Annotated in this window: 22 protein-coding genes, 1 tRNA gene and 2 pseudogenes; 13 read left to right on the top strand and 12 right to left on the bottom strand. The window is 43.8% G+C overall.

Translation table 11 applies throughout. The features are described 5' to 3' along the window. A complete protein-coding gene (abnA, locus tag QMZ64_RS08290) occupies positions 1-942 on the bottom strand; it encodes an arabinan endo-1,5-alpha-L-arabinosidase AbnA (RefSeq protein WP_409365396.1) in 942 nt (313 codons plus the stop codon). 1,243 nt (positions 943-2,185) lie between these two features. On the opposite strand from abnA, the gene QMZ64_RS08285 reads away from it, so the two are divergent. The 4 genes and pseudogenes from QMZ64_RS08285 to QMZ64_RS08270 form a co-directional block, all read left to right on the top strand. Further along, entirely contained in the window at positions 2,186-2,581 is a 396-nt protein-coding gene (locus QMZ64_RS08285) for an immunity 22 family protein (RefSeq protein WP_301441231.1), read from the top strand. Positions 2,582-2,833: 252 nt separating this feature from the next. Continuing rightward, positions 2,834-3,133, top strand: a complete 300-nt coding sequence (locus QMZ64_RS08280; protein WP_301441230.1) for an N-acetylmuramoyl-L-alanine amidase — start codon at positions 2,834-2,836, stop codon at positions 3,131-3,133. Positions 3,134-3,173: 40 nt separating this feature from the next. Beyond that, positions 3,174-3,305 (top strand): hypothetical protein, encoded by a 132-nt coding sequence (locus QMZ64_RS08275; RefSeq protein ID WP_301441229.1) that lies wholly within the window; start codon positions 3,174-3,176, stop codon positions 3,303-3,305. A 129-nt stretch (positions 3,306-3,434) separates the two neighbouring features. Beyond that, positions 3,435-3,524: pseudogene (locus QMZ64_RS08270) on the top strand (peptidoglycan-binding domain-containing protein); the annotation flags it as partial. A 63-nt stretch (positions 3,525-3,587) separates the two neighbouring features. On the opposite strand, the gene QMZ64_RS08265 reads toward QMZ64_RS08270, so the two are convergent. Then, entirely contained in the window at positions 3,588-3,818 is a 231-nt protein-coding gene (locus tag QMZ64_RS08265; protein WP_265627301.1) for a hypothetical protein, read from the bottom strand. A 124-nt stretch (positions 3,819-3,942) separates the two neighbouring features. Here QMZ64_RS08265 and QMZ64_RS08260 point away from each other — a divergent pair, with 124 nt between their 5' ends. Then, complete coding sequence (locus tag QMZ64_RS08260) at positions 3,943-4,449, top strand: hypothetical protein (RefSeq protein ID WP_265627300.1); 507 nt, start codon at positions 3,943-3,945, stop codon at positions 4,447-4,449. Positions 4,450-4,928: 479 nt separating this feature from the next. Here QMZ64_RS08260 and QMZ64_RS08250 read toward each other — a convergent pair. Next, positions 4,929-5,001, bottom strand: a tRNA-Val gene (locus QMZ64_RS08250). A 173-nt stretch (positions 5,002-5,174) separates the two neighbouring features. Here QMZ64_RS08250 and QMZ64_RS08245 point away from each other — a divergent pair. The 3 genes and pseudogenes from QMZ64_RS08245 to QMZ64_RS23300 form a co-directional block, all read left to right on the top strand. Beyond that, positions 5,175-5,354, top strand: coding sequence for a hypothetical protein (locus QMZ64_RS08245; protein WP_011197793.1), 180 nt, complete (start codon positions 5,175-5,177; stop codon positions 5,352-5,354). 35 nt (positions 5,355-5,389) lie between these two features. Beyond that, positions 5,390-5,599 carry a maltose acetyltransferase domain-containing protein gene (locus QMZ64_RS23305; RefSeq protein ID WP_409365395.1) on the top strand — a complete coding sequence of 70 codons (210 nt, stop codon included), beginning with the start codon at positions 5,390-5,392 and terminating at the stop codon, positions 5,597-5,599. A 187-nt stretch (positions 5,600-5,786) separates the two neighbouring features. Further along, positions 5,787-5,936, top strand: a pseudogene (locus QMZ64_RS23300) (DapH/DapD/GlmU-related protein); the annotation flags it as partial. 103 nt (positions 5,937-6,039) lie between these two features. Here QMZ64_RS23300 and QMZ64_RS08235 read toward each other — a convergent pair. Then, positions 6,040-6,390, bottom strand: coding sequence for a hypothetical protein (locus QMZ64_RS08235; protein ID WP_243939760.1), 351 nt, complete (start codon positions 6,388-6,390; stop codon positions 6,040-6,042). 135 nt (positions 6,391-6,525) lie between these two features. Beyond that, positions 6,526-7,416 (bottom strand): LysR family transcriptional regulator, encoded by an 891-nt coding sequence (locus QMZ64_RS08230; RefSeq protein WP_243939762.1) that lies wholly within the window; start codon positions 7,414-7,416, stop codon positions 6,526-6,528. Between the two features lie 318 nt (positions 7,417-7,734). Between QMZ64_RS08230 and QMZ64_RS08225 the strand changes: the two genes are divergently transcribed. Beyond that, positions 7,735-9,564, top strand: a complete 1,830-nt coding sequence (locus QMZ64_RS08225; RefSeq protein WP_265627299.1) for an assimilatory sulfite reductase (NADPH) flavoprotein subunit — start codon at positions 7,735-7,737, stop codon at positions 9,562-9,564. A 27-nt stretch (positions 9,565-9,591) separates the two neighbouring features. After that, complete coding sequence (cysI, locus tag QMZ64_RS08220; protein WP_265627298.1) at positions 9,592-11,310, top strand: assimilatory sulfite reductase (NADPH) hemoprotein subunit; 1,719 nt, start codon at positions 9,592-9,594, stop codon at positions 11,308-11,310. Positions 11,311-11,366: 56 nt separating this feature from the next. Here the strand turns inward: cysI and QMZ64_RS08215 are convergent, their stop codons facing one another. Then, the gene (locus tag QMZ64_RS08215; RefSeq protein ID WP_265627297.1) at positions 11,367-12,254 is read right to left on the bottom strand and encodes a LysR family transcriptional regulator; all 888 of its coding nucleotides are present in this window, start codon (positions 12,252-12,254) and stop codon (positions 11,367-11,369) included. A gap of 91 nt (positions 12,255-12,345) precedes the next feature. Between QMZ64_RS08215 and QMZ64_RS08210 the strand changes: the two genes are divergently transcribed. Together QMZ64_RS08210 and QMZ64_RS08205 are read left to right on the top strand one after the other, a co-directional pair. Further along, positions 12,346-13,218 carry a DMT family transporter gene (locus QMZ64_RS08210; RefSeq protein ID WP_265627296.1) on the top strand — a complete coding sequence of 291 codons (873 nt, stop codon included), beginning with the start codon at positions 12,346-12,348 and terminating at the stop codon, positions 13,216-13,218. Between the two features lie 48 nt (positions 13,219-13,266). Continuing rightward, positions 13,267-13,644, top strand: a complete 378-nt coding sequence (locus tag QMZ64_RS08205; RefSeq protein ID WP_243939772.1) for a VOC family protein — start codon at positions 13,267-13,269, stop codon at positions 13,642-13,644. Between the two features lie 44 nt (positions 13,645-13,688). Here QMZ64_RS08205 and QMZ64_RS08200 read toward each other — a convergent pair whose 3' ends face one another. After that, positions 13,689-14,237, bottom strand: a complete 549-nt coding sequence (locus tag QMZ64_RS08200) for an IseA DL-endopeptidase inhibitor family protein (RefSeq protein WP_243939774.1) — start codon at positions 14,235-14,237, stop codon at positions 13,689-13,691. A gap of 439 nt (positions 14,238-14,676) precedes the next feature. On the opposite strand from QMZ64_RS08200, the gene QMZ64_RS08195 reads away from it, so the two are divergent. Continuing rightward, positions 14,677-15,420 carry a LysM peptidoglycan-binding and 3D domain-containing protein gene (locus QMZ64_RS08195; RefSeq protein ID WP_243939776.1) on the top strand — a complete coding sequence of 248 codons (744 nt, stop codon included), beginning with the start codon at positions 14,677-14,679 and terminating at the stop codon, positions 15,418-15,420. A 56-nt stretch (positions 15,421-15,476) separates the two neighbouring features. Here the strand turns inward: QMZ64_RS08195 and QMZ64_RS08190 are convergent, their stop codons facing one another. From QMZ64_RS08190 to QMZ64_RS08170, 5 genes are all read right to left on the bottom strand, one after another. Further along, positions 15,477-16,901: a DHA2 family efflux MFS transporter permease subunit gene (locus QMZ64_RS08190; RefSeq protein ID WP_265627295.1), complete on the bottom strand. Its 1,425-nt coding sequence runs from the start codon at positions 16,899-16,901 to the stop codon at positions 15,477-15,479. A gap of 16 nt (positions 16,902-16,917) precedes the next feature. Further along, the gene (locus QMZ64_RS08185) at positions 16,918-17,496 is read right to left on the bottom strand and encodes a TetR/AcrR family transcriptional regulator (RefSeq protein WP_265627294.1); all 579 of its coding nucleotides are present in this window, start codon (positions 17,494-17,496) and stop codon (positions 16,918-16,920) included. A gap of 110 nt (positions 17,497-17,606) precedes the next feature. Further along, positions 17,607-17,774, bottom strand: a complete 168-nt coding sequence (locus QMZ64_RS08180) for a hypothetical protein (protein WP_301441228.1) — start codon at positions 17,772-17,774, stop codon at positions 17,607-17,609. A gap of 100 nt (positions 17,775-17,874) precedes the next feature. Further along, a complete protein-coding gene (locus QMZ64_RS08175; protein WP_023856707.1) occupies positions 17,875-18,288 on the bottom strand; it encodes a regulatory YrvL family protein in 414 nt (137 codons plus the stop codon). A 374-nt stretch (positions 18,289-18,662) separates the two neighbouring features. Further along, positions 18,663-19,145, bottom strand: a complete 483-nt coding sequence (locus QMZ64_RS08170) for an immunity protein YezG family protein (RefSeq protein ID WP_265627293.1) — start codon at positions 19,143-19,145, stop codon at positions 18,663-18,665. Between the last annotated feature and the right edge of the window lie 86 nt (positions 19,146-19,231).

Genomic DNA, 19,231 nt, shown 5'->3' with positions numbered 1-19,231 from the left:
CTAATACTTCGGCCAATCCCAATATAAATCATTAATCAGCAGCTTAGGCGCCCCATTGTCAAGCGCATCATAACCATGTCTGACGATGATGCTGCCGTTCACTATATCCGCGCCGCCCGGGCCCTTCCAGCGGTCGTTTCCGGAATCGAGGATTGTGCCTCCGCCTTCCGTCATTTTCTTGCCGCTTTTGTCATAGTAAGGTCCCGTTATTTTTGTCGAGCGGCCGTAAGCGGTTTTGTACGTGCTGTTCACACCTTGGCAGCATTTATCGAACGAAACGAATAAATAATAGTAGCCGTTTTTATATGTAATAGACGGCGCTTCAACCGCTCCACCATGGCTCGGCCTTGATGCGATGGAATAAATCTTCCCTGTAGGTTTCATCGTGTTATTATCAAGCTTTGTCAGCTTGATGCCGCTCCAAAATGAGCCGAAGGACAGCCACGGATTTCCTTCTTTATCAATGACTAAATCAGGGTCGATCGCATTATAATCGTTCGCAGGCGTCGTCCGGATGACAAGCCCGTCGTCGCGCCATTTTCCGGAAGAGAGTCGGTCTGTTGAAGCGAGTCCGATCGCGGAAGTATTCGGGCCGAACGCGGATACCGCATAATAAAGCCAGTAGCGTCCATTATAATAGCTGATATCAGGCGCCCATTGGTTTTCTTCATGGTTTGGCACGTACTGTTTCCACCATGATAATGGAGTTGCAAATATGCTTGGCATTGCGCTCCACGTTTTTCCGTCTGTCGATTTAATGACGCGGATTCCATTGCCAATTCCAGTGCCGAATGTATACCATGTATTTCCTTCTTTAATCATGGAAGGATCATGAATAATGTTGTCTCCTTTTGTATCCCAGGAAGCCGCCGATGTTGGTTCAGCTCCCGAAAAAATAAGCAGAAAAAATAAAATAAAACCAGAAATAATAGTCTTAGCCACAGTTGTTCTCCTTTCAAATGTCGATATCCTTTAACAAGCGGCCCTCCCTTTTGTGAAATATTTCCCAACAACACGCACTTTATTTTAGCAGGGGTTCGGCCTCTCTCAATCTGACAAAGGACTTGTTTTCTAGTCCCGAAATAAAGCGAAAAACCCAGAAAATATCCATGTTTAAAAAACAATCAACCAAAAGTCATTTCGTTGCCTGAAAGTTAAAGGATTGATGTAATTATTTTGACTTATTTTGGAATATATTGGATTAAATGGATTATCAAAGCCTTAGTGATGTTTGTGGAGAAATTAATGTGGATTATAAAAACCGTTGGAAGGAGAGCGCGTTTGCCCTTGAATATCATCATTTGCCTCGGAAGGTGAATGACACTTTTAGTTGATTTAGTGGGGTGAAATTGGTAATAAGAATTTGAAAATAGACTGTCAAAATGAAATGCATCACAAAAGGCCAGAGGTGCGTCTTCAACGTACGGGTCAAACGTTCAGGTGTATTTTTTCTCAGTCATTATTGATCTTTTTTAAGACTAGTCTTAGATAAAGGTAGCCGGGCAGAGCGAGGAAGTCTATGGAACCACAGATTCCGCCAAAGTTCGCCTCATACTTGTTGAAGCAAGTTTAAGCTGGTTGAGACATTAATCTTGTGTTACATGCGAAAATATGGGACGATTCTTCAGGATGCACCGAATTCTATTAACGAAGAATACACCTCTGGTACGTGAGTTGGTTGAGGATAAGAAGAAGAGTGTGCTTTTCAACCCTAATAAAGGGACTTCGGGTCAGACTGTAAAAAAAGTACGGGAAACAATTGTACCAACTGTTAAAAGTGGGGAGTTCAATAAATGGTTTAATTCATTATCAACTAAACAATTAGATGAATTCTGAAGTGACAAAAAATTAGGAGAGCCATAGAAAGGCAGCTCCGAGCTCCGGGAGGAATGCATGAGTGGCATCTGGTTTCACGAGCCCCAACTTTTAAACACTGGGGAGTAACGGCTGAACAAATTAGGGAGCTACGAACGGCAATAAATGAAGTGGAATTTGTTAACCCGACTGGAAAGCACGGTGGACTAGGCTCTACTGCTGCTCACAACGAGCTACTAAAGATTATAGATTCATCCAAAGATTATAATATGTTTGTACGAAGGTTAAACAATTGGACCAATTACAGACTAAAAGGTGGAGTTGAAGCTTTACCTGAGGGACTAAGGATAAAAAAATAGGAGGATTTAAAATGGAACGAGAAAATTATGTCTCATTATGGATTGGTAGTATTCAAACTGATGATAAATTAAATGAATACGTTGAATTACCGTATGATGAAGAAGAAGGTGATTTCCTCCCTTCTGCGTTTTTAAAAGACTTTTACATAGATATTGATGATTTAGATGAAGACTTTATCGAAAAAGTTGTTCATGATCAGAATAAAGAATTGTTGCACGAATTAATACGTGGCTGTTCATATGATGAAATCATTTTACCTCGTTTTGAAGCTATTCAGGGTAAAAAACTTCCGAACAATATAAACTCTGCTATTTTACTATATAACTTTGATTATGAAGGGAAAAAAAATGAAATTGTTAACAATGGGTATGCTTTTAAATTTATAGGATCCGTTTCATATGTTTAAAGATAAAACGGAACTACAGAACTGACAATTACTTGTTTTAGCACTTAATCTCTGATTGAGTGCTTTTTTATGTTCAAATCCGAGAAAAAGCCGACAAAAAGGGGGATAAAATGGGGGACTTTTTTTTTCTTCACATTGTCATACGATAGAGACAAGAAAAACGAACGTATACCTGAGTCCAAGACGGAGAGCCTGCGGACACTGATCTTTTGCACACGGATGTTGTGCAGCTGATTGGAGGCCGCTTTTTTATTGGCCGGAATGGGAGACGCATATATCAATGCTGGAGGGGGGACAGGATTTGAAACCTATCGTTTTCACAAGTTAGCTGTATCATCTGGAACAGGTCAAAAGCAGGCGGCTGTCCATAAAGCTATTTTCAACAAGATCAAAGGTAAAGGGGTAAAAGACCGTGGGGAAAAATCGGCTAACTTTTCAGTCCTTCGTGGCACAAAAATGGCTGCAAATAAAAATGACGCGGCATTACTTAAGCAAGCTTCATTTATTAGCCAGGGGACATGCCGAGGGCATTGCAGAAGCAGTTGGACTTAGGAAAACGGCTAAAAAAGGAACGGTCGAAAAGGGTGTTAAAATGGTTGTAGTGAAGTCAAACGCTGACGGGTGGCTATGGGTTTATAACAAACCGGACTGGGGGGCTAAGTATCAAAAGGTGAAACCAGGTGAAGCGTTTACGATTGATAAGACGCTTACGGTCAATGGATAAAAAATGTACAAGCTGAAATCTGGATTGTACATCACAGCTTCTACAAAATACGTAGAAGTCAAGCAGAAGTAAAGAATGCTACCTGGACGAACCTTTTTGAAAGCAGGCGGCCTTTTTCACTTTGTTACGGTCAAACGGTTCCAGCTGATGTATGGGCTATCTGCGGATGGTATTTACGGGCCTAAGACTAAAGCGAAAATTGAAGACCTACTGAAATAATGAAAAGGCCCTCTTGACAGAGGGCCACTCAATAAGTATTGGAATCCGTGGAGTGATTTACTATTAAAAGATACCAGCGACCATTACAATCCAAGCTAAAGAAAGGATAATGATAAAAAGTTTTTCTTCCCGTTTCAAAAAGCCAGAAATAATGAATCCAGTAGTCAACAAAAGAAAACTAATAATCTTTATAATCTCTTTAATAGCTTCTGGTGAAAATGCCCACACGAACATAGAAGCAATAACCAGTCCATATACAATTTTTTCGAAAATATTTAATTTATCTTCATTCATCAGAAACCCTCCATTTTGTTAATATTCTGTAAATTCAATTGATGAAATTTACAAGTTTGGTATAATTGCCCTGTCAACTCAGGTAATTACATAACAAATATAACATGAAAGGTTGCATGAAAAAATGAAAAAATTTGTTGGGACTGCGTTGGCTGCTGTATTAATCGGCTCTTCATTAATTCCACAAACATCACAGGCAGCTGAGGGAGAAAGTAACTCATTCAGACCGACAGTTGTTAAAACTGAATTGCAGCAAATGGCCGATTTATCTAGCGTTTCCGTTATGGATGAAAATGGGAAGGTACATATTCAAGCTGTACCCCCTTCAAGTAAATGGAAAATTGTTGACCATTTCAGGGGAAGTTCAAAAAATATGGATACGGCTTCTGAATTAGCTGCTAGATTTGTCGCATCACTTCCAGCACTTTGGAATAAGTGGGCTGCAATAGCTGCAAACACATTCTTTCCAACATTCTTTGAGAAAAAGCCAACACGATATTTTTCGACTACACAGTATTTAGCTTATGACAAAAAATATAGATATACGATCATTGAATTGTATGTATACAAAGACAGTAAGTATTCAAAACAAGTCGGATATGATTATAAGTGGTTTAGGACGCCAAGATAATAAAAAAATCCGTTAAAGGCTTCTCAAAGACGAAAGGTCCTTTCTGCAGATAGTTTCGCCGGGAAGACTACCCGAACAAAACTGTTCTCCTGAAGTTAAAAAAGCCCTTCTCAATTTTTGAGAAGGGCCTATATCATTTCTATACCAATAACATCCTCAAATTTAATGAGGTTGGTGTCTCTTTTGAATCTACGACATGGAAAGTTTTCTGCTGCGGGTTTATGTAATGGATTCCCCTCAATTTGAACGATCTCCCCGGTTTCCGGACCGTTAAGCATTGGCAGTGGCTTAAATACAGAAAAGGGACAGGTCTCTTCACTCTATTGTGATTACTCTCCAATTCGGGGAGCATGCTGACATGTTCCGGTAGCATCATTGTCATTGATTAAAAAGTTTTTTGCCAACAATTCAATTCATCAGGGTGTATTTAAAGTAATGCATAAAAAAACAAACCCTTGATATACAAGGGTTTGTTGGTATGATTCCGACTGGGCTCGAACCAGCGACCTCTACCCTGTCAAGGTAGCGCTCTCCCAGCTGAGCTACGGAATCATGATATGTAACACTGGGTATTTGTTTTGCTGACAAGTTCTATTATATGCAGATTAGATGGATTCGTCAACAGTTTTTCGATTTTTTTTTGAGAACTGGGAAAGAGTCTTGCAGTACGCCGCGCGTTATGAAAATATTGTCTTATATAGAAGTCAAAAGGGAGCAGGAATTGGATGGATCTGATACTTAAAAGTGTTGATAGTATTTTAATCGTATTTTTAGCAATCTTTTTCATGTGGAAATTCGTTTATGAAATTAAACATGAGAAGCGGAAGGCTGTTATTTTGCTTTTGCTGCTCATCAATGTCTACTTTATTGTAAAAGTGTTCAATTTAGTGTTGCAATTGATGTAGGGAATGTAACAATGCAGTCAAGGAGACCAAAACCAATGAAAACAGAAAAGCAAAAAATGCTGGACGGAGAGCTTTATCATGCTTCTGATCCGGTGCTGCGCCATGACAGACTCAGGGCGCGCAAACTTACGAATGAATTCAACCATTCGAACGGAATCGACGACAATAAAAGGACCAAGCTGATTAAAGAGCTGTTTGGTTCAACAGGCGAAACGTTCCACATCGAAACCGGTGTTTCGCTGTGATTACGGCTTTAATATACATGTCGGGGAAAATTTCTTCGCCAATTTTGACTGTGTTTTCCTCGATGTATGCGAAATCCGGATAGGCGATCATTGTATGCTCGGACCGGGTGTTCATATTTATACGGCTACCCATCCGCTCGATCCGTCCGAAAGGATAAGCGGTGCGGAGTACGGGATACCTGTCATCATCGGACGGAACGTCTGGATTGGCGGCAGCGCGGTCATCAATCCCGGCGTCAAGGTCGGAGACAATGCAGTGATCGCTTCCGGAGCCGTCGTGACAAAAGATGTCCCGGACAATGCCATCGTCGGCGGAAATCCGGCGAAAATCATCAAATACGTTGATAGCAAAAACACCAATTCGCTGTGATTGGTGTTTTTATTTTAGACCGGAGATATAAAATATCCGCGGAAGCCGTTTCCTTCCGCGGATTTAAGTGCTAGCGGGTGACCGTAATATTGTTGATGACCAGCTGTCCCAATGAATTGAGATACGAAAATGTCGCTTTGCCTGGGCTGACGGCTTTTACGTACACGCGGTCCGAGGTGACGCTGACGGTAATGGCGCTGCCGCTGTAGGAGACGTTCGAAATGCCGACGTATTGATCTTCCTGTCCAACTTTCATCGGCCTGTTGATAACGATCGCCTGAGGGGCAATGACAGATACGTGAGAAGAGAGACTTTCAGTTTTAGAGAGTTCCTGGGCTTGTACATGCATGGGACTTCCCGAAACCGCAAGCATACCCGCCAGTAATGATGAAGCAACTAAACTTTTACCTAACCATTTCATAACCATCATCTCTTTTCCTATGTGATAGTTCCAGGATATGGTATGATCAGCCGGCAGTCAATCGTTTCCAGTGATGATTCATACATTGGACAAACGAAAACAAACATTTCGTGAAGCGGCAGGAAGAACGGTTCATCATCCCGAAGCCGTTCTTTTGTTCAAAGCGTTAATGAAGGTTTTCACATTTTTCTTGTCCTGCATGACGGGTGAATATATATATGAAAGCGTCCTGTTAAAGGTTTGATTTTTCAGCCGGAGCACGGAAAGGTTTCCATGCTGCACATCTCTTTCAATGACGCTTTTAGATAAAAGAGACAGTCCGATGCCTGTCATGAGCGTTTCTTTGATCCCCTGATTGCTGCTGATCGTCAGAAACGACTTCACTTTCAAACCGTTTGAACGGATGACATGGTTTAAGTATTCGCGTGTGCCTGAGCCGACTTCGCGCGTTACCCACGTTTGATTTTGCAGATCGGCCATTGTCACATCCTGTTTGACCGCAAGCGGGTGATCGCTTGAAGCTGCGATAAACAATTCGTCCTGCATAAAGGCGTGGACAGAAAGCTCTTTTTCATTTGTCTGTCCTTCGATCAAGCCGATGTCCACTTTGTACAGGCGGACAGACTGCACGATTTCTTCCGTGTTTCCAATGACGGCCTTGAGTTCGAGCTCAGGATATTCTTTTTGTAGGTCGAACAAGAGAGATGGCAAAATGTATTCGCCGATTGTGAAGCTTGCGCCGATTTTCAGCTCGCCTTTGATCGAGTTGTGGTGATCGAGAATGTCCTGCCGCGTTTGTTCATAGATAGTGATCATTTGTTTGGCGCGATCGTATAAAATTTCACCGGTCGGCGTGATTTTCAAATATTTCGGAGAGCGTTCAAATAATTTTGTCTGGAACTCTTTTTCAAGATTTTTAATGTGCATGCTCACGCTCGGCTGCGACATGAGAAGAAGCTCGGCCGTTTTCGTGAAATTTTTGACTTCTGCAAGGGTAACGAATGTCTTCAGCGCATCATAATGCACACGAATCTCTCCTTTATTAAAAACCTTAATAGCTGTGATAATTAATATATATTTTACTAATGTTGAGTATTCCAGTAAACTTTAAATTAGAATATTTTTTAGGAATGTTTAGTTTGAAGCAGGCTGACGCCGAGCGGCAAAAGGGACGTGATGAGTGAGCGCTTACAATATTTCTTAGCAGCAAAAGCCGTGATCGACAGATGTTTTGCGTCAATAAAACCGATTTGATTTATAGGAATAGTGGATATATGATGAAGGTAATCCTTTTCCGTTTCAAACAAGTCATAATTTTTTTATTCCTTAGTGAGGTGGATATCGTTGCAACTTCAGGTAATGAACAGTCCTTTTAATCAGGAGCAGGCAGAGCTCCTCAACCGCCTTCTGCCAACTTTGACGGCATCGCAAAAAGCCTGGCTGAGCGGTTATCTGGCGGCTGTGCAAACCGCCGATGCCGCGGCGGCGCTTGAAACATTGCCGGCGGAAGCTCCGGCTGCAAGTCCGGCCCAGCCTGTTTCCAAAGAAGTGACCATTTTATTCGGGTCGCAGACAGGAAATGCACAGGGACTTGCTGAAAACGCGGCTAAGACGCTTACAGAACGGGGCTTCCAAGTCACCGTCTCTGCAATGAGCGATTTTAAGCCGAACCAATTGAAAAAATTAAAAAACCTTCTCATCGTCGTCAGCACGCACGGAGAAGGGGATCCGCCGGACAACGCGCTGTCATTCCATGAATTTCTCCACGGCAGACGGGCTCCGAAGCTCGATGATTTCCGTTATTCTGTGCTGGCTCTTGGCGACACGTCGTATGAATTTTTCTGCCAGACCGGAAAAGAGTTCGATCAGCGGCTTGGTGAGCTTGGGGGCACAAGGCTCCATCCGCGCGTCGATTGCGATCTCGATTATGATGAGCCGGCTGCAGCATGGCTTGACGGTGTCATCTCAAGCTTAAACGAAGGACAGGAACAGGGCGCAAGCTCAGCACCCGCTCAAACGGCAGCACCGCAAGCCGCAGGAGGAGAAACGGTATATTCGAGAAAAAATCCGTTCAGAGCGGAAGTGCTGGAAAATTTGAATTTAAACGGCCGCGGATCAAATAAAGAAACGCGCCACCTTGAATTATCGCTCGAAGGCTCAGGCTTGACTTATGAACCTGGCGATGCGCTCGGCATTTTTCCGGAAAATGACCCGGAACTCGTCGACATGCTGCTGGCCGAGCTGAAATGGGATCCGAATGCTACCATCACTGTTGATCAAGGAGAAAACATTTCCTTGAAAGAAGCGTTGACTTCTTACTATGAAATTACGGTACTGACAAAAAAATTCATTCAGCAGGCGGCAGAACTCATTGAACATGAAAAACTGCGCGAGCTTGCCGCTCAGGAAAACGCGGATCAATTAAAAGCGTACATCGCAGGCCGCGACCTGATTGATTTTGTTCAGGATTTCGGCCCGATTTCAGCAGCTCCGCAGGAATTTGTTTCGATTCTTCGAAAAATTCCGCCGCGTCTTTATTCGATCGCATCGAGCTTCGCTGCAAATCCGGATGAGGTGCATTTGACGATTGGCGCTGTCCGCTACAATACGCACGGCAGAGACCGAAAAGGGGTCTGCTCGGTTTTATGTGCTGAACGCCTTCAGCCTGGCGACACGCTGCCTATTTTTATTCAGCCGAATAAAAGCTTTAAGCTGCCGGAAAATCCGGAGGCTCCGATTATCATGGTCGGTCCGGGCACAGGTGTTGCGCCGTTTCGGTCATTTATGCAGGAGCGCGAAGAAACCGGGGCATCGGGGAAATCGTGGATGTTCTTCGGCGATCAGCACTTCGTCACCGATTTCTTATATCAGACAGAATGGCAAAAGTGGCTGAGTGACGGCGTGCTGACAAAAATGGATGTCGCGTTCTCGCGGGATACGGAAGAAAAAGTGTATGTACAGCACCGCATGCTTGAGCACAGCAAAGAACTGTTTGAGTGGCTTGAAGAAGGAGCGGCTTTCTACGTTTGCGGCGACAAGAACAACATGGCCAAAGATGTTCAGAACGCATTGCTTGAAATTATCGAAAAAGAAGGCGGCAAAAGCCGTGAGGAAGCTGAAGCCTACCTGGCAGAAATGAAAAAGCAAAAACGTTATCAGCGCGATGTATACTGATTTTGATTGAAAGGGGACTTTTTCAACATGGGGAACGAAATATTAAAAGCGCCTGAAGGCCCGCCGAGCGATGTAGAACGCATTAAGAAAGAAAGCAACTATTTGCGCGGCACCCTGAAGGAATCGATGCTTGAGCCGCTTTCAGCCGGAATTTCCGATGACGACAACCGTCTGATGAAGCATCACGGCAGCTATTTGCAGGATGACCGCGATCTCCGCAATGAGCGTCAAAAGCAAAAGCTTGAGCCGGCGTATCAGTTCATGCTGCGCGTCCGGATGCCGGGCGGTGTCGCAACGCCTGAACAGTGGCTTGTCATGGATGAGCTTGCCCGGACATACGGAAACGGCACATTGAAGCTGACAACCCGGGAAACCTTCCAAATGCACGGCATTTTAAAATGGAACATGAAAAAAACGATTCAGTCGATCCATTCAGCCATGCTGGATACGATTGCAGCATGCGGCGATGTTAACCGGAACGTCATGTGTGTTTCCAATCCGTATCAATCAGAAATCCACAGAGAAGTGTATGAATGGTCGAAAAAACTGAGTGATGACCTGCTGCCCCGCACACGGGCATATCATGAAATCTGGCTTGATGAAGAAAAAGTGGCCGGCACGCCTGATGCGGAAGAACTCGAACCGATGTACGGACCGCTGTATCTGCCGCGGAAATTCAAAATCGGCATCGCCGTTCCGCCGTCAAACGATATTGACGTATTTTCCCAGGATCTCGGGTTTATCGCGATTGTCGAGGATGATGAACTCATCGGCTTCAACGTCGCGATCGGCGGCGGCATGGGCATGACACACGGGGACAAAGCAACGTATCCGCAGCTTGCCAAAGTCATCGGCTTCTGCAAGCCTGACCAGTTATACGATGTCGCCGAAAAAACGATTACGATCCAGCGGGACTACGGAAACCGCTCGGTTCGCAAAAATGCCCGCTTCAAGTACACAATTGACCGCCTCGGCTTGGAAACGGTCAAAAACGAGCTGGAAAACCGCCTCGGCTGGAGCCTCCCTGAAGCAAAGCCGTATCATTTCGAACATAACGGCGACCGCTACGGCTGGGTAAAGGGTGTAAAAGGAAGATGGCACTTTACAATGTTTATTGAGGGCGGCCGTGTCACTGATTATGATGATTACAAGCTGATGACCGGCTTAAGGGAAATTGCCAAAGTTCATACCGGCGATATCCGCCTCACAGCCAATCAAAACTTGATCATTGCCAATGTCACAAGCCAAAAGAAGAAAAAGATCAGCGAGCTGATCGAACAGTTTGGTTTGACTGACGGCAGGCATTATACAGCGCTCCGCCGCAGCTCGATCGCATGCGTCGCACTGCCGACGTGCGGATTGGCGATGGCCGAAGCGGAACGGTATTTGCCAAAGCTGATTGATAAAATTGATGAAATCATTGAAGAAAACGGCTTGAAGAATGAAGAGATTACGATCCGCATGACAGGATGCCCGAACGGCTGCGCCCGCCATGCGCTTGGCGAAATCGGCTTCATCGGAAAAGCCCCGGGCAAGTACAACATGTACCTCGGCGCCGCTTTTGACGGCAGCCGTCTGAGCAAAATGTACCGGGAAAACATCGGTGAAGAAGAAATTTTAAAAGAACTTCGCGATATTCTTCCGCGCTATGCGAAAGAACGCCATGAAGGAGAACATTTCGGAGATTTCGTCATCCGCGCCGGAATTGTTAAAGAAACGACGGACGGAACGAATTTCCATGATTGATGGTCATTTTTAAAAAACGCCTCAGCCCTTTGATTGGTGCTGAGGCGTTTTTCTGTTTACGAAAATGACCGGGCCGTTTCCGATTCGATGATCATTTTCATAAACTCGGCAGCCGCCGGTGTTGCTTCTGCAAATGAAGGTGTAATCATGCCGACCTCGCGGATAATTTGAGGAGAGATGTCTTTTTTGATCAACTGATGGGACACGGAAGAAAGCGAAAAGTTAGAAATCAAGCCGATCCCCAAGTTGTTATTGACCATATTGACCAATGTTTCCGCGTTTTGCACAGTCAGATTTTCTTTTAATTCGAGGCAGTGTTTTTGAAAGATTTGAGATACCGCAATTTCGTGCCCGCCTTTACAAAAAATCAATTCATTTTGATGTTTTTTCAGATCAATGAATGGTGCGTCTTTTAAGTGACGATAGTGCTCAGGGATGACGGCCGCCATCCGGTCTTGAAACAATACTTGACTTTCGAAACCGTCAAAGGGAGAGGCGACGATGCCTAGATCAACCAGGCGAGTTTCGACCCATTGTTTGATTTGGTCGGAGGTTCCCTCGACCAGCTCGATTTGTACGAGCGGATACTTTGATCTGAAGGAGGCGATAGCCTGAGGCAAAATATTCGCTGAGACGGCGGGAAACGAGCCGACTTTGACTTTCCCTCTGAGCAGATGATTTTCTTGATCGGCCACCTGGTATATTTTGTTTTCAATCACGATCATCTGTCTGGCCAGTACGACGATTTCCTTTCCCGCGTCAGTCAGCTTTAACTTGTTTTGTTTATCCCGAATCAACAATTTGACCCCGAGCGACGTTTCCATCGTTTTTATGGCTTTGCTCACGGCCGGCTGTGAAATATACAGCTCGTTGGCGGCTTCTGTCATATTTAGTGTCTCCGCGACTTTCACAAAGATGTGAAGGCTGTTCATATTCATAACCAAATGGTTATACCTCCAATAATAAAAATATATTTCAGTTATAAGTCAATATAGCATAGACTGTACATGAAACAAAGAAGAAAGGTGACGGTTTATGTTTAAAGTACTTTTGGGGATCATCTCTGTAACGCTTATTTGGGGGTATACCTGGGTGACGATGAAAATCGCAATCACTGACATTCCCCCTGTTTTATTTTCGGCACTGCGGCTGTTCATTGGAGCCATTCCTTTGTTTGCGATTCTCTTGATCAAAGGAAAGAAGCGTTCAATAGGAAAGGAGCATATCAAGCATTATCTGGTGATGAGTTTGTTGATGGGTTTAGGTTATATGGGGGTGTTAACTTACGGCATGCAGTTTGTCGATTCGGGAAAAACGTCTGTTTTGGTGTACACCATGCCGATTTTTGTCACTGTCATCAGTCATTTTAAATTAAACGAGAAAATCAATGTGTATAAAATGCTCGGTTTATTTTCCGGTTTGATCGGTCTTTTATTTATATTAGGGGGAGGGATTCTGAATGTTGATCAAAACGTCATATTTGGCGAGCTTTGTGTTTTAATCGCAGCGCTCAGCTGGGGCGTTGCCAATGTTTACAGCAAACTGAAATTTAAGGATACAGATATGATTCATATGAATGCATGGCAGCTTCTCACAGGGGCGGTGATGTTATTGATCTTCTCTTTTATACTGGAACCGTCCCGGCCGATTCACTGGTCAAATGAAGCGATCTTGTCTCTTTTATTTAACGGTTTATTCTCTACGGCTTTGACGTTCGTCATTTGGTTTTGGATCCTGAATCAAATCGAAGCGACAAAAGCATCGATGGCTTTAATGTTCGTTCCCGTATTAGGCCTTTTATTCGGCTGGCTGCAGCTGCATGAACCGGTCACAATCAGCATCCTGATCGGTGCCTTCATGATCTGCATCGGGATTTTTATGAATACTTATCAATTTAAAAAGGTGTAAAAAAAGGCAGAGGGTCTATATGGTATGATGTAACGGGAGGGAAATTTTATGAAAATCGAACACATCGCTATATGGACGAACAATTTAGAGGAAATGAAAGATTTTTATACCCGGTTTTTTCACGGAAAGGCGAATGAAAAATACGTCAACCCGAAAAAGCATTTCGAATCATATTTCATTCAGTTTGAATCGGGAACACGGCTTGAGCTGATGAGACGTCCCGACCTTGCAAAAGGAGAGGAAAACGCTTGCGGCTATGCACATATGGCGTTTTCCTTAGGGTCGCGGCAAGAGGTTGACGAGATGACGAGCCGCTTTGAAAAGGAAGGATACCAGGTTACCGGAAAGCCGCGCGTCACGGGTGACGGGTATTATGAAAGCGTCATCCTGGATCCTGACGGCAACATCGTTGAGCTGACCGTTTGACGGAAAAAAGCTAATGTCCGTTTTTAGACATTAGCTTTTTTCGTTTAGATGGCAGCATCGAGCTGATTGATTTTCCATTTATTGTCTTCTTTCACAAACGTGATCTTTCTTTTCGCAGTCACTGATCCGTCCAATGCCGGTACGGAAAATTCATAGGTGCGGGTATTGTTTTTTTGAGAAATCAGTTTGATTTTTGCCTTGTCCCATCCTAAGAGGTTGTCCCCATCGCCGACAGGAACGGCCATTTTTCCTTTATAAGACATAATGTTGTATTTTTCAAATCCTTTTTTAATGGCGTCTTTTGTGAAAACCGGCGTCAAGTAATCTGTTAATTTTGCTTTTGTGCTGAATTCACTGCACATATACGTATATGGAAGACCACGGTATTCAAATGTTTCGGTTTGGCAAGTTGAGTTTTTCGCTTTTGGATTGTGGCCGCTCATCGTATTCCAAAAGTGCTCCCGTGCCTGCAAGGTCATTTGCATGACTTGTTTATTTGTTAAATTCCCTGATGTTTGGTTTTTCGCTGCGAGAGATGCTCCGGCAGGTAAGATGAGTAAAACAGCTAATAAACAAACGATTAACTTTTTCATGTTCCTCTCTCCTTAAATATATCTCTTATATTACAAATGTTACAATAATTACAGATAGATTACAAGAGATTTGCGAGAAAAATTTTCCTCCGCTGTTTTCTTATATATGACGACGTAAAAGCGACTGGGGTTATGTGTTCAGGAAAATAATTTGCGTCTATTGATTCGTATTCCCGAATTTCTCCTCTCATAAACATAGAAGAAAAACCATCTTATACTGAAAAAGAATTCCAGCTTGACCAGCGTCAAAAGCAGGAAAGAGGACGTCTGAAACATCAAGGAATAATGTTGTTAAAAATCAGAATTTTATATAAAATCAAACTTTACCAGTAAAAAAACTGTAACGAAATTCGCATCAATCTGTCATAGCGATGACATTTTGCTGTGTTACGATTTTCCCTGTTAGTTTCAAAAGGGCTAACAAGGGAGGATTTAACTTATGAAGAAGACAATCATGTCCTTGGCTGCAGCCGCAGCTATGTCGGCGACTGCATTCGGAGCGACTGCCTCAGCAAAAGAAATCGAAGTTCAAAAAGGAGACACGCTCTGGGGGATTTCTCAAAACTACGGAATGAACCTCAAGGACTTAAAAAAATGGAATCAGCTTTCATCAGATCTGATTTTACCGGGTCAAAAGCTGAACATTTCTTCTCAAGAAGAAAAATCTGAAGAAAAGCAGTACACCGTTCAGCCAGGGGACACGCTCTCAAAAATCGCAAAAGAGTTCGGTGTGACTGTAAGCGATCTTCAAAAACGGAATAATCTGAAGTCAGACCTGATTATTGCAGGGCATACGATTGCGATAAACGGACAAGCAGGAGAGGCTGCAGTAACAGCAGCGCCTCTGAAACAAGAGTCCGCGCAAAAACAAATCGATCAGCCAGTCAACGTGCAAAAGGAAATCACAGTGACAGCAACTGCGTATACGGCAAATGACGGGGGCATTTCAGGCATCACAAAAACAGGCGTCGACCTGAATGCGAACCGTGACGCAAAAGTCATCGCGGTTGATCCAAGCGTGATTCCGCTCGGTACGAAAGTATATGTGGAAGGCTATGGCGAAGCGACGGCTGAAGATACCGGAGGCGCCATTAAAGGCCATAAAATAGACGTATTTATTCCAGATAAAAAAGACGCTTTCAACTGGGGCGTCAAAACCGTAAAGGTCAAAATTTTAAACTAATATCAAAAAATGCAGGAGGCATGAAACGCCTCCTGCATTTTTTTGATGGATGATGTTTATGCTGGATGATGTTCCCCGCGACTGCTTTTCACAAAAACAGAAATCACAAGAGCAGCTGCTGCAAAGACGATGGCTACGAAATAAACCATATGAACGCCTTCTGTCATGCCTTGCATGTGCAGCTCCTGACGGCTGGCTCCTGGAGAATGCGCGATAAAGCGATTCGAAACGGTCGTCAGAATTGTCGTGTACAATGCCGGACCGATGGCCCCTGACACTTGATTGACCGTATTCATAATCGCCGAGCCATGCGGGTACAGCGGTTTTGGCACCTGGTTTAAACCGAGCGTCATAATCGGAGCCATCGTCAACCCGACGCCGAGTGTGAAGCCGGCGTACAGCATCATTCCGGCCGCCATCGGCGTATCGCTTGAAATATTCGTAAACAGCGAAAGGATGGCAATCACAATCATCAATCCGGTGATCAGCAGCGGTTTAAAGCCAAGCTTATCAAACAGGCGTCCTGCAACAAGGGATGTCATCGCCAGAACAAGGCCGCCCGGCAGCATAAGAATGCCCGTATAAAGCGGTGAAAGCTCAAGCGCCATCTGGAAGTAAAGCGGCAAAATCAGCATCATCGAAAACTGCAGCATCATCACGATCCACATCAGGATAACTGAGACGGAAAATATTTTTGAACGAAACGGCCTCATATCTAGCATCGGCACTTTCAATTTGAGCTGGCGCATGACGAACAATATTAATCCGATGACACCGGCCGCCAGTCCGATGATCACTTTCGGGCTGCTCCAGCCCGCTGCTTCCCCGGCGTTGCTGAAGCCGAAAACGATTCCGCCAAACCCGGCAGTCGATAAAAAGATCGATAATATGTCTATTTTCGGATACGTCAGTTCGGTTACATTTTTGAGGCGGAACGCCGCATAAAAAATCATGAAAACCGATACTGGCAGCATCATGAAGAAAACAACCCGCCATGAATAATGCTCGACAATATAGCCTGAGATGACCGGTCCGATCGCCGGGGCAAATAAAATAACGAGCGTGAGGATTCCGGTCATCGTTCCGCGTTTTTGCGGCGGAATCAAAGTCAATATCACATTCATGACAAGCGGCAATATCAAACCTGTCCCTGAGCCCTGGATGATCCGTCCGGCGAGAACGAGCGGGAAGACCGGAGCGATTCCGGCCAGAAAGGTTCCCGCTGTGAATAACGCCATCGCAGACAGAAACAGCTGCCTTGTCGTAAAGCGCTGCATTAAAAACGCGGTAATCGGCACAGCGATGCCGATCATGAGCATATATCCGGTTGACAGCCACTGGGCCGTATTCGCTGAAATGCCGAAATCGTCAATGATCTTCGGCAAAGCTACATTCATGACCGTCTCATTAATCAGAGCGAGAAAATTTCCGACGATTAAGATTGCGATAATCATGAAGGAGCCTTTTTTAGCTTGTTCCATTTTCATTTTCCACCCTTTATGATCGTTTTAGTAAAAAAGGAATCTGTTCGGCGGCTGCACTGAGGGGCCTGCCGTTTTTTTTCGTCACTGAGAGCACATAAGCCCCCTCAATCATCGCTTGTATCGCGACGCTCAGCGTCTCGGCCGTTTCCGGCGCATAGCCTGACTGGAGCAGTTTATCCTGATAGACAAGCTGCCAATCTTGGTAAACCTGTTCACACGTTTGGCGGAGCTTCTCACTGAACGACCACGTTTCTGCGGCGACGGATACGATCGGAATATCATCGTTTTCTTCGATGATGTATTCCTCGATTCCGTCAGCCATCATCTTGATATAAGATTGAAACGCCTTGACAGGATCAGCTTCATGGCTGATCGCTGACAATATATACGCTTTGATTCTTTCTCCGGTTAATTGAATCGCCTCTTGCGCCAGCTCTTCTTTGCCGCCGGGAAAATAATAATAAAGCGATCCCCGCGGCGCTCCGCTTTCGGCTGTGATTTGGTTCAGACCTGTGGCATGGTAGCCTTGTTTGCGGAACAATCGTGAAGCCGCCCGCAATATTTTGTCGCGGCTGCTCATTTTTTCTGCCATTCTATCATTCCCTTATCGTTTTATACTGATCGGTCTATATAATTTTAACGAAAAAAAAGACCCTTTTTGAAGGCCTATTTTAGAAAAAGGACGATTTGTCCATATTCGGTTCACCGGGAATCCGCTGACGGCTTCAGAAAGCCGGCAAGCAGCGGCGCCACTGCGATCACTGCCAAAATCGACAATAAGCTGTCAGATATGAGGTGAACAAAAGTGGAATTGAGGGTATAGAGTGCGAGCACTGTTAAATAAACGGCCAAAAAAATATAGCCGAACATTTTCCTTCGAAACGGTCACTTGAGTTGAATCAAAAGAAACAATCCGGCCATTAAAACGATAAAACGTCACTGTTCTGTTCTCCCTTCGCCGGAATGTTCCTCAATCTTCGTATGTCCGGTTTCTTTCTTTGTTGTCTTCAAATGCCAGCTGAATGACGAATAAAAACAGACAGGCGATAATTTCGACATCCAGCGGGATGGTGATGCTGTCCATTAATTCATCAGCGAGATGGATGGCAAGCCACGTAAAAAAACATTCGATCATAAAGGTCACGGCTTTATGCCCGATCATAAAGCTCAAAATTTTTTCCGGGATTTCAAACAGCGCGCCGAGGCCAAAGGATAAAAGGATATACCAGAAGAGCGACCAGGGCGATTCGTATGTCACGCCGAAAATCGCGAAAAAACCGGCAACGCCGAAATAATAAGACCCGAATAAGAGCGTAAACACAGTGAGGATCAACAGAAAGATCAGAGTCACTGCGAGCATGGTACCGAGAGTTTTTTTAATCATTAAACATTCATTCCTAATCATGCAGTGTATATTCATGATATCAGAAAAATATCCGGTTGTGAGTGATAAATGAGATTTGGGGGGAAAGTTTGTGTGGATGGGGGAGTGAAGAGAGCGTTCTGAAAAATTCCTAATGGGTTTTTCGAGAACTAATTAATCACCATATAACATAATTGGAGCGTTTTCATAAGGGATGCAATCAAGAGGATAGGATCCAAAATAAAAAGGGCTGCCAGCCGGCAACCTTACTTTGTTAATCATATTTCGTATTTGTTTGTTCTTAAATCGACGTGTTTACCCGAAGAATCATTTTCGTGATTTAGGTGATTTTCGAATTTTGGTTCAATTGCTTTTTTGAATCTCATTTGTATTCTCTATTCTTTTTCATCATGATTAGATTCAAGGTATTGCTCTAAAAATTCCTTATCATCTTCATCTTCTGGCCAGAGTCCTAAATATTTGTGTTCCCATACAATTCTTCTTTCATAATCATCAGCATCTGATAAATCCTCATAGTCGTAGTCGATATTAAATTCACCATCACTTTGAATGATCATAGTGAGACTCGTCCAGGCCTCTTGATCACTATTCTTAAATTCGTACCATAGCTTTTCTAAGTTATTGATTAATTGTCTCCAAAGATTTCGATAGTCTTCTCTTTCAATCCTAAAAAATTCAGGGATATTATGACAATATACCGGTGAATCATTTCCTTCAGGATAATAATAAAAGAATCCTTTTTGTACATCTTCAAGAATTTCTCCATAAATCAAAACCTTTGACCAATCTTCTGGTATAGTCTCAACAACTGTCTCCGCAATTTCTTGATATATGGTGTTTAATTTATTTTCATCCATTGGCTACTTACCTCAAGGCTTATTATCAAATTTCACAACTTCCCATTCCCTTTTTCCGATTTTATAATTGTTCCACCGTTTGATCA

The organism is Bacillus sp. LB7 (genome assembly GCF_030449715.1).
GTDB classification, from domain to species: domain Bacteria; phylum Bacillota; class Bacilli; order Bacillales; family Bacillaceae; genus Bacillus; species Bacillus paralicheniformis.
Note: the sequence above shows the minus strand (reverse complement) of the source record. Positions and strands in the feature narration are given on the sequence as shown.